The sequence below is a fragment of the Buttiauxella warmboldiae genome (genome assembly GCF_003818135.1).
GTDB lineage: Bacteria > Pseudomonadota > Gammaproteobacteria > Enterobacterales > Enterobacteriaceae > Buttiauxella > Buttiauxella warmboldiae.
In genome coordinates, this window is sequence record NZ_RPOH01000092.1 from 1 (window position 1) to 9675 (window position 9675).

Consider the following 9675-nt stretch of genomic DNA (forward strand, 5'->3'; position numbering starts at 1 on the left):
TACAGAAGCCACAGAGATAAGCCTGCGTTCGGGTGAACGGAAAACCTGCGAAGCTTACAGATCTCACCCTGAAAAATTGCCAGGGTGAGGATGGTTTACCCTTAACGCGGCAACGCCTTCAGAACCTTCATCGTCGCTTCCACATCAATTTCATCTTCCGAGAAAATCAACGTTGAGCCCTGGAATGTAGTCACCGCCAGCTTTTTCAGCGTGCGCATTTCCCCGGGCTTAGGGTCAGCTTTCGGGCGGATGCTGTTCATCAGTGCGCCAACGGAAAGTACCGCGTTCTCTTTATCAATCCTGGTTTCAGCGGGGACCTCTTCGCTGTACACCAGGAAAGATTTGATCGCGGTGATTTTGATGCGCTCGCCGGCGATATAGATGTATTTGCTATCAGGCTCAACCTTCACCGCATACGCCGACAGGCCTTTGTTGTTGGTCGTTGGCTCGAACGTCACCGAAGCATCTTTCTTAATCAGATCTGGATTGGCGACCTTAATCACATGAAAATAACGGTTGTCGCCATTTTCATCTTTGATAAAACCGAAACCTTTGTCTGCAAACCAGGTTGTGATTGTTCCGTGCATCGCTATTACCGCCTAATTAATCGTTCAATATGTCAAATTTTGCAGCGCGCAGTTTAATGCAGAACGCCTTTGCTAAATAGTCCGACGGGCAAAATCTTTCACGCGGAACCCAAGCACCATAAGCGTTGCGAAGTACGCCGCAATACCGGCGACCACCACCGCCATCAAGCGCAATAACCGGTACGGCATGGTGCCGAGATCCCATGCCGGCATCACATGCATCATGCCGGACAATACCGCCCCCATCACCATCACACCGGCGATCAAACGCCACAGGAAGCCAGCCCAGCCCGGCTGAGGCTGGAAAATGTTGCGTTTGCGCAGCTGCCAGTATAGCAGGCTGGCATTCAGACAGGCCCCGAGGCCAATGGAGAGCGACAGCCCGGCGTGTTTGAGCGGGCCGATAAAGATAAGGTTCATCACCTGGGTCAGGATCAGCGTCACGATGGCGATCTTAACCGGCGTTTTGATGTCCTGGCGCGAATAAAAGCCCGGCGCCAGCACTTTCACCACAATCAGCCCCATCAAGCCGACGGAATAGGCCACCAGCGCGCGCTGTGTCATCAGCGCATCGAAAGCGGTAAATTTACCGTACTGGAACAGGGACACGGTGAGCGGTTTGGCCAGAATACCCAGCGCCACAGCGCTGGGCAGCGCCAGCAGGAAACACAGACGTAAACCCCAGTCCATCAGGCGTGAATATTCATCGTGATTGCCGCTGGCAAAGCTTTTCGCCAGCGACGGCAGCAGGATGGTGCCCAGCGCCACGCCCAGCACGCCGGATGGGAACTCCATCAGGCGATCGGCGTAGTACATCCACGAAACCGAGCCGGAGGCAAGAAACGAGGCGAAAATGGTATTGATGATTAATGAAATCTGGCTGACGGACACCCCGAGAATGGCAGGCCCCATCTGTTTAATTACGCGCATCGCACCGGCGTCTTTCAGATTTACACGCGGTAAAACCAGCATGCCAATCTTTTTCAGATGCGGAAGCTGGTAGGCCAGCTGCAAAACGCCGCCGACGGTAACCGCCCAGGCCAGCGCCAGAATCGGCGGGTTAAAATGCGGCGCGGCAAACAGCGCAAAGCCAATCATGCTGAGGTTTAAGAAGGTTGGTGCAAACGCCGGGACCGAGAAACGGTTCCAGGTATTGAGTATCGCCCCGCATAATGAAGCGAGTGAAATCAGGAAGATATACGGGAAGGTGATACGCAACAGGCTGGAGGTCAGCGCGAATTTATCGGCGGTGTCGGCAAAGCCCGGAGCCGTGACCAGAATCACCCACGGCGCGGCAATCATGCCAATCACGGTGACAACAGCCAGCGCCAGCGTCAGCAACCCGGAAACATACGAGACAAACACGCGCGTGGCGTCTTCACCCTGCTTGCTTTTGTATTCGGCCAGAATCGGGACAAACGCTTGTGAAAAAGCGCCTTCGGCAAAAATTCGGCGCAACAAATTCGGTAATTTAAATGCCACAAAAAAGGCATCCGTCGCCATCCCGGCCCCGAAAACCCTTGCCACAATGGCATCACGTGCAAATCCCAGCACGCGAGAAAACATCGTCATCGAGCTGACTGCCGCCAGCGATTTTAATAGATTCATTTATTATGTGGTTCCACAAACATCAACGCCTGCTAAGCAGGCGTTCAGACTGATGACAAACCCACGTGTTTCGCCAAACGAACATAGGCTGCCAATACAAATACGGTTGCAATACGAACGTATCGCATCAAAAAATAACCATGGGCATTTCGCAGGCGCGTAGTCTACCGATACTCTATTTAAATAGCACTGGCGTTATTCGCTTATCGCGTCGCGCCACAGTTTCTCAACCACGCGCTGGGCCATCAATGCCTGCTCGCCAGACGTTTCAGGAACCGTCTGATTTGCCACGCAATCGAGGAAGTGGCGCGCGCAGCCTGCAAAACCACGCTGCTCAAGCGTTGACTGCCAGCCGGCAACAGGACGATTCACCACCCCGCTGCCGCACTCTTCACGCCATTCGCGCATATCCGTAACGTCAAATAAGCCGCCGTCTGTCACCGCCTGCACCCACTCGCGCTGGCTACCGGCACGGCGATGCATGCTGGTGGTGATTTGCAAATTGCCGCTGGCGAAGTGGTGTTCGGCATACAGCATCTGGCCCCGATCGTTGGTCAGTAACGTGCCGCTCTGCAGCTGTGCTTCACTGCCCCCCAACCACAGCGCGGTATCAACGACGTGCAGATAGTCGTCCAGCAGGGTGAAACGCAGGTCGTTCGGCCCGACGCTGTCGGCGCGGTGTTTATCCATACGTACTGATGCACCATTCGCCAGCTTCGCTTTCAGATCCTGATACAGCGGTGAAAAACGGCGGTTAAAACCGACCATCAGCGTGCGCTTTTTCCGCTGCGCCAGCTCGACCAAACGTTGCGCATCGGAGAGACTTTCAGCCAGCGGCTTATCGACACAAACATTCACGCCCGCCTGCAATAATTCACTGACCACCGCGTAATGGCTGCTGGTGGCGCTATGAACGAATACTGCATCACACTGCTCTGCCAACTGCGCAAGAGACGAAACGTAAGGGATACGGTAAGCGTCACAAACCTTCTGCGCTGTTGCCCGGGTTGGCGAAAACGCGCCCTGAAGCGTCCAGTCGCCTGCCGTAGCCAATACCGGCAACCACGCTTTTTGCGCGATGCCACCCAAACCGACCACGCCGACGCGAAGTTTAGTCATCAATTAATCCCCGAGATGGGCGAGCAGTGAATCCAGGCGTTGCTTTAATTCAGCAACTTCATTTTCAAGCCGTTCGACGCGAGCCGTTAAATTTTCTGCGGGTGGCGCAGAATTTTGCACTTCAGCCAACGCAGAGACATCAACCTCGCCGCTGAAAAGGTGCATATAGCGGCTTTCACGTTTACCAGGTTCACGCGGCAAACGCACCACAAATGGGCCGTCTTCACGGTTAGCGAGGGTTTCGAGCGTGGTTTCTACCTGCGCCATGTCGCTGAACTCAAACATTCTTGCGGCGCGGGTGCGCAATTCCCCCGGCGTTTGTGCTCCGCGTAGCAGCAGAGAAGTCACCACCGCGACTTCAGCAGCCGAAAGTTTAAGGGTGCCAAATTCTGAATTGCAAAAACGGTGTTCGTACTTTGTGACGCGATTGCCAAACCCGCTGACGGTGCGCAAAAAGTGGCGTTTAACCAGCGTATCCAGCGTTTCCTGAACCTCATGTTCCTGCAGGTCCATCACCGGCTCACGGTTGGTCTTTTGATTACACGCCGTCACCACGCCGTTGAGCGACATAGGATACTGTTCGGGCGTGGTCACCTGTTTTTCCAGCAGGCTGCCCACGACCCGCGCTTCTACCGCAGTTAACTGATATTTCATGGTTTGTCCTTAACGACCGGGGGTCCATTCTTTGTTGGTGAGCGCGGTCAGAACATGATCGCGCCAGACGCCGTCAATCAGCAAATACGCTTTGGCATAGCCTTCTTTTTCAAATCCGAGGCGGGCGAGAAGATCGCCGCTGCGCTGGTTGTGCGGCATATAGTTCGCCATGATGCGATGGATATGCTGGCTGCGCTGCATATAGCGGATAGCCGTGGTCAGCGCTTCAAACATCATGCCTTGCCCCTGCCACTTTTCACCAAGGGAGTAGCCGAGATAGCAGGCATGGAATGAGCCGCGCACGACGTTCGAAAAATTAGCCACCCCGCGTATCTCTTTTTCTTCTGGATCGAGCAGCGCAAAGTAGTAGGCGCTGCCGGTTTTATGCATTTCGCCGATCATGCCAAGCCGCGCCTGCCAGCCGGAGGGGTAGCAGTGGCTGTCATCACGAATCGGCTCCCAGGGTTTCAGGAACTGGCGATTTTCGGCGTAATAATCGGCCAGACGCCAGGCATCTCGCTCATGCACCAGACGCACGACTAAACGGTCGGTGGTTAAGCGTACTTTCGGCAGGTTACTGCGGTAGCCAAACATGTTCACCCTACTCCTCACATCCCACATTTTCTTCGGCACTTCATTACTATACCTGCGGCTGGCGGCAGAAGGAAAACAACAACATGCAGATTTTTCATCAGCCCATACTTTTTTCGATTAACGGCATCAATCAAAGCGCCGGATTGATAAAAAAATATTGTCGAGGGGGCGGCTGTCAAAAAGCCACGCGCCGGTAGAGAATAGAGTCTGATCACACTTTTAAAATTCCCTGGAGGGGAGATGTCACGGGTCGCGCAGGCCAGAAACCTGGGTAAATACTTCTTATTGCTCGATAACATGTTAGTGGTATTAGGTTTTTTCGTGGTGTTCCCTCTTATCTCCATTCGCTTCGTTGACCAGATGGGCTGGGCGGCGCTGATGGTCGGTATTGCGCTCGGCTTGCGGCAGCTCACGCAGCAGGGGTTGGGTATTTTTGGCGGCGCGATTGCTGACCGGCTGGGCGCTAAGCCGATGATTGTCACCGGTATGCTGCTGCGGGCGGCGGGTTTTGCCCTGATGGGGATTGCGCATGAGCCATGGGTGCTGTGGTTATCCTGTTTTATCTCCGGGATTGGCGGCACGCTGTTCGACCCGCCACGCGCGGCTCTGGTGGTGAAGCTGGTGCGCCCGCATCAGCGCGGCCGTTTTTTCTCGCTGCTGATGATGCAAGACAGCGCTGGCGCAGTCATCGGCGCGCTGCTCGGCAGCTGGCTGCTGCAATATGATTTCCGTCTGGTTTGTGGCACCGGCGCGGTGATGTTTGTGATTTGCGCTGGCGTGAATGCCTGGCTACTGCCTGCCTATAAGCTCTCCACCGTTCGTACGCCGATGCTTGAAGGAATGGGGCGCGTATTGCGCGACAGGCGTTTTGTCACCTATGTGCTGACGCTGGCCGGGTATTACATGCTGGCGGTGCAGGTCATGCTGATGCTGCCGATTATGGTTAACGACATTGCCGGCACTCCTGCCGCGGTGAAGTGGATGTATGCCATTGAGGCCGCGCTCTCGCTAACGCTGCTTTACCCGATTGCCCGCTGGAGCGAAAAACGCTTCCGCCTTGAACAACGCCTGATGGCGGGATTGTTCCTGATGACCATTGCCATGCTACCGATTGGGCTGGCAAGCACTCTCCAGCAGCTGCTCACCCTGATTTGCGTATTTTATATTGGATCGATTATTGCGGAACCCGCTCGTGAAACCCTGGGGGCATCGCTTGCTGATTCCCGTGCGCGCGGCAGCTATATGGGCTTCAGCCGTTTAGGCCTGGCGATAGGTGGCGCGTTCGGCTACGCCGGTGGCGGTTGGTTATTTGATGCCGGTAAAAGCCTTAACCAGCCCGAGCTGCCGTGGGTGATGTTAGGGATCGTCGGCGCGATCACGCTGCTTGCGCTGTGGTGGCAATTCAGCGCGAAACCGGTAGCGCCTTCGATGCTGGAGCCCGGTAACTAGTTTGCGACACGCGCGCTTCTCCTCCATACTCAAAAATTGACGGAGTTTGTCCGGTAATAGAGATGGAGGAATAAGGTGAAACTTTATATCTACGATCACTGCCCTTTCTGCCTTAAAGCGCGCATGATTTTTGGCTTAAAGAATATTCCCGTTGAGCTGAAGGTGCTGCTCAATGACGATGAAGCCACCCCAACGAAAATGATTGGCAAAAAAATGGCGCCGATCCTGCAAAAAGACGATAGCCGCTACCTGCCGGAAAGCATGGATATTGTGCACTACGTTGACAAACTCGATGGGGAACCGTTACTCACCGGCAGCAGCAACGCCGCAATCAGCGACTGGCTGCGCCATGTGCAGAGCTATGTGCAACAGCTAACGATCCCGCGCATCGCAAAAGCGCCTTTTGATGAGTTTGCCACGCCGCAGGCGCGGGCTTACTTCACGCAGAAAAAAGAGGCGCTAATTGGCCCGTTTGCCGATAGCCTCGCCCATTCACCCGGGCTTATCAAAAAAATCAGCGATGATTTACGCAAGCTCGATAAGCTGATTGTGCAACCTAATGCGGTTAACGGCGAGCTGTCGGATGACGATATCCATCTGTTCCCGCTGCTGCGTAACCTGACGCTGGTTGCCGGTATTGACTGGCCAAGCCGTGTTGCGGCATACCGCGATAACATGGCCAAACAGACACAAATTAATCTGCTGTCATCCCACGCGTTTTAATAGTTATACCGCCCCTTCCCCGCCATACTGTCCGCCGCAGCACGATTGCCCGGCAGATGGCGGGGATTTTCAGCTTTTTCCTGTAGCACGCCCGGCGCTGGTACAGCATGCTGCTTTATGTCAGGATCTGTGACTAAAGCCGGATGTTAAGGGATTCTATGAAAAAGATTATCGTAGCCGCAGCGCTGGTGCTCAGCGGATTAGTGGTGGGGTGTAATCAGCTAACGCAGTACACCGTCAGCGAACAAGAGATCAACCAGGCGCTGCATAAACGGAATAATTTCTCTAAAGATATCGGCCTGCCCGGCATTGCCGATGCCCATATTGTATTAACCAATTTAGCCAGCGCTATTGGCCGTGAAGAGCCGAATAAAATCACCCTGACCGGCGATGCCAGACTGGATATGACCTCGCTATTTGGCAATCAAAAAGCCAATATCAAGCTGAAACTTAAAGCCCTGCCGGCGTTTAATAAAGAGCAGGGCGCCATCTATCTGCAAGAGATGGAAGTGGTGGAGGCAAGCGTTGAGCCTGAAAAAATGCAGACCATCGTTCAGACCCTGATCCCCTATCTCAATCAGTCGTTGCGCAATTACTTTAATCAACAGCCTGCTTACGTATTAAGCGAAGACAACAGCGCGGGTGAAAAACTGGCGAAGAAATACGCTAAAGGGATTGAAGTGAAGCCTGGTGAAATCATCATTCCATTCACTGAGTAACCCGGCGTGATACGGGGAGGGACATCTCTTCCCCGATAAATTCTCAACGAAAATGGTGCAAAGCGAAACGTTTGCGCCTATCCTTAGTGCCCGGCATAAATCATCGTTATTTCCTTCCTACGCCGGAGCACTTTCATGACCGTATTACCTCAGGTATTAAAAATTCGCCGCCCAGACGACTGGCATGTTCACCTTCGCGACGGTGAGATGTTAAAAACGGTGGTGCCTTATACCAGCGAAATTTATGGTCGCGCAATTGTGATGCCAAACCTGGCGCCGCCGGTGACAACGGTTGCAGCCGCTATCGCTTACCGCCAGCGTATTCTTGATGCCGTACCGCAAGGGCACCAGTTCGAACCATTAATGACCTGCTATCTGACCGACTCGCTGGATCCAAACGAGGTTGAGCGCGGGTTTAATGAGGGCGTCTTCACCGCGGCAAAACTCTACCCGGCTAACGCGACCACCAACTCCAGCCACGGCGTAACCAGCACCGCCGCGATTTTAAAAGTGCTTGAACGCATGCAAAAAATCGGGATGCCGCTGCTTATTCACGGTGAAGTCACGCACGCCGATATTGATATTTTTGACCGCGAAGCGCGCTTTATCGAAACCGTGATGGAACCGCTGCGCAGCCAGCTGCCGGAACTGAAAGTGGTGTTTGAACATATCACCACCAAAGACGCCGCTCAGTACGTGAAGGAAGGCAGCTCCCTGCTTGCGGCGACGATTACTCCGCAGCACCTGATGTTTAACCGCAACCACATGCTGGTTGGCGGCGTGCGCCCTCACCTGTACTGCCTGCCAATTTTAAAACGCAGCGTGCATCAGGAAGCGTTACGCGAGCTGGTGGCAAGCGGCTGTGACCGCGTATTCCTCGGCACGGATTCGGCCCCCCACGCGCGCCATCGTAAAGAGGCCTGCTGCGGCTGCGCGGGCTGCTTTAATGCCCCTTCAGCCCTTGGCGCTTACGCTACGGTGTTTGAAGAGATGAATGCGCTGCAGCATTTCGAAGCCTTTACCTCCGTCAATGGCCCACGCTTCTACGGCTTGCCGGTAAATGAAGAAACCATCGAGCTGGTGCGCACTCCGGTGCAGATGCCAGAACGGATTGAAACCAGTGATGACAGCATCGTGCCATTCCTGGCCGGTGAGCGGGTGAACTGGTCGGTAACGGCATAATTTTTAACGCCCTCTGTTGCATAATACTGGATATGACTGTATAAATATCCAGTACATTATACAGGGGGCCGTTATGCGTATTGAAGTCACTATTGCCAGAACTACATCTCTGCCACCAGGCGCGATAGACGCGCTTGCCAATGAACTTTCACGCCGAATTACTCAATCCTATCCTGAAAATCAGAACCACGTTCAGGTACGTTATGCCGCAGCGAATAACCTGTCGGTTTTAGGGGCAGGCAAAGAAGAACGCGATCGTATTAGCGAAATATTGCAAGAGACCTGGGAAAGCGCTGACGACTGGTTTGCTGCGGATTAAAACTCACCATTGAAGGGGCGGATTTAACATTAAGTCGCCGCCCATTTCAGGTAAAAAATTCCCTCGTTGTTTTACTTTATGCCGGGTGTCGCCATCCGGTTTTTTTAATTGTCTGAAATTCACGCGCTAAATAATTTTCCCTTTTCACTCATGACTCAGAATGCACTGATAGCTCCACACAACGATCTGTTGATAAATTGCGCAATCAGACGTTTTATTGTAAGAAAAGTGTTGCCGGGTATTTATTTCTCCGTCGAATTAGCTTAATCATGGATATACTTAACTAGCTTCACATAAACAAGCATTAAACCTCGCCAACCGTTGTCTTAAATACACGAATAAAAGGGGTTATGATGGAAAAAAATAGTGATGTTATCCAGACCCATCCCCTTGTCGGATGGGACATCAGCACCGTTGATAGCTATGATGCGCTGATGCTTCGCCTGCACTACCTCTCTTCGAACACGCAAAAGCACGACGAAACTGAAATCGGCCAGACTTTATGGCTGACTACCGAGGTTGCCCGGCAATTTATTTCTATTTTAGAAGCCGGGATTGCTAAGATTGAGTCCAGTGATTACCAGGTAAACGATTATCGTAAGCATTGATTGCCATTGATTGCCAATGCAGCCCTTATCACGCTGAAGGCATCTCACGGTGTCTTCAGCCTGATGACAAACCCACGTATTTCGCCAAACGAACATAGGCCATCAATAAAAAA

General features: G+C 53.2%; 11 protein-coding genes. 6 read left to right on the top strand and 5 right to left on the bottom strand.

Going from position 1 to position 9675, the window contains the following annotated elements:
- Positions 1-101: 101 nt before the first annotated feature.
- The 5 genes from EHN07_RS18605 to rimJ all read right to left on the bottom strand — a co-directional run bounded on the left by EHN07_RS18605 (position 102) and on the right by rimJ (position 4562).
- Complete coding sequence (locus EHN07_RS18605) at positions 102-593, bottom strand: cold shock domain-containing protein (RefSeq protein ID WP_124025502.1); 492 nt, start codon at positions 591-593, stop codon at positions 102-104.
- A 66-nt stretch (positions 594-659) separates the two neighbouring features.
- Positions 660-2195 carry a murein biosynthesis integral membrane protein MurJ gene (murJ, locus tag EHN07_RS18610; protein ID WP_124025503.1) on the bottom strand — a complete coding sequence of 512 codons (1536 nt, stop codon included), beginning with the start codon at positions 2193-2195 and terminating at the stop codon, positions 660-662.
- A 195-nt stretch (positions 2196-2390) separates the two neighbouring features.
- On the bottom strand, positions 2391-3314 hold the full coding sequence (locus EHN07_RS18615; RefSeq protein ID WP_124025504.1) for a Gfo/Idh/MocA family protein: 924 nt from the start codon (positions 3312-3314) through the stop codon (positions 2391-2393).
- A gap of 3 nt (positions 3315-3317) precedes the next feature.
- Complete coding sequence (locus EHN07_RS18620; protein ID WP_124025505.1) at positions 3318-3968, bottom strand: YceH family protein; 651 nt, start codon at positions 3966-3968, stop codon at positions 3318-3320.
- Between the two features lie 9 nt (positions 3969-3977).
- The gene (gene rimJ, locus EHN07_RS18625; protein ID WP_124025512.1) at positions 3978-4562 is read right to left on the bottom strand and encodes a ribosomal protein S5-alanine N-acetyltransferase; all 585 of its coding nucleotides are present in this window, start codon (positions 4560-4562) and stop codon (positions 3978-3980) included.
- Positions 4563-4802: 240 nt separating this feature from the next.
- Here rimJ and mdtH point away from each other — a divergent pair, with 240 nt between their 5' ends.
- The 6 genes from mdtH (at position 4803) to bssS (ending at position 9562) form a co-directional block, all read left to right on the top strand.
- On the top strand, positions 4803-6011 hold the full coding sequence (mdtH, locus tag EHN07_RS18630; protein WP_124025506.1) for a multidrug efflux MFS transporter MdtH: 1209 nt from the start codon (positions 4803-4805) through the stop codon (positions 6009-6011).
- A gap of 75 nt (positions 6012-6086) precedes the next feature.
- Positions 6087-6734 (top strand): glutaredoxin 2, encoded by a 648-nt coding sequence (gene grxB, locus EHN07_RS18635; RefSeq protein WP_124025507.1) that lies wholly within the window; start codon positions 6087-6089, stop codon positions 6732-6734.
- A 158-nt stretch (positions 6735-6892) separates the two neighbouring features.
- Positions 6893-7453 (top strand): lipoprotein, encoded by a 561-nt coding sequence (locus EHN07_RS18640; protein ID WP_124025508.1) that lies wholly within the window; start codon positions 6893-6895, stop codon positions 7451-7453.
- A 135-nt stretch (positions 7454-7588) separates the two neighbouring features.
- Complete coding sequence (pyrC, locus tag EHN07_RS18645; protein ID WP_124025509.1) at positions 7589-8635, top strand: dihydroorotase; 1047 nt, start codon at positions 7589-7591, stop codon at positions 8633-8635.
- 73 nt (positions 8636-8708) lie between these two features.
- On the top strand, positions 8709-8954 hold the full coding sequence (gene dinI / locus EHN07_RS18650; RefSeq protein WP_124025510.1) for a DNA damage-inducible protein I: 246 nt from the start codon (positions 8709-8711) through the stop codon (positions 8952-8954).
- A 353-nt stretch (positions 8955-9307) separates the two neighbouring features.
- Positions 9308-9562 carry a biofilm formation regulator BssS gene (gene bssS, locus EHN07_RS18655; RefSeq protein ID WP_124025511.1) on the top strand — a complete coding sequence of 85 codons (255 nt, stop codon included), beginning with the start codon at positions 9308-9310 and terminating at the stop codon, positions 9560-9562.
- Positions 9563-9675 lie beyond the last annotated feature (113 nt).

Bases quoted from the DNA above. Each gene is read 5' to 3' on its own strand.
- murJ (WP_124025503.1), bottom strand. From the start codon at position 2,195: ATGAATCTATTAAAATCGCTGGCGGCAGTCAGCTCGATGACGATGTTT.
- EHN07_RS18615 (WP_124025504.1), bottom strand. From the start codon at position 3,314: ATGACTAAACTTCGCGTCGGCGTGGTCGGTTTGGGTGGCATCGCGCAA.
- EHN07_RS18620 (WP_124025505.1), bottom strand. From the start codon at position 3,968: ATGAAATATCAGTTAACTGCGGTAGAAGCGCGGGTCGTGGGCAGCCTG.
- rimJ (WP_124025512.1), bottom strand. From the start codon at position 4,562: ATGTTTGGCTACCGCAGTAACCTGCCGAAAGTACGCTTAACCACCGAC.
- mdtH (WP_124025506.1), top strand. From the start codon at position 4,803: ATGTCACGGGTCGCGCAGGCCAGAAACCTGGGTAAATACTTCTTATTG.
- EHN07_RS18640 (WP_124025508.1), top strand. From the start codon at position 6,893: ATGAAAAAGATTATCGTAGCCGCAGCGCTGGTGCTCAGCGGATTAGTG.
- pyrC (WP_124025509.1), top strand. From the start codon at position 7,589: ATGACCGTATTACCTCAGGTATTAAAAATTCGCCGCCCAGACGACTGG.
- dinI (WP_124025510.1), top strand. From the start codon at position 8,709: ATGCGTATTGAAGTCACTATTGCCAGAACTACATCTCTGCCACCAGGC.
- bssS (WP_124025511.1), top strand. From the start codon at position 9,308: ATGGAAAAAAATAGTGATGTTATCCAGACCCATCCCCTTGTCGGATGG.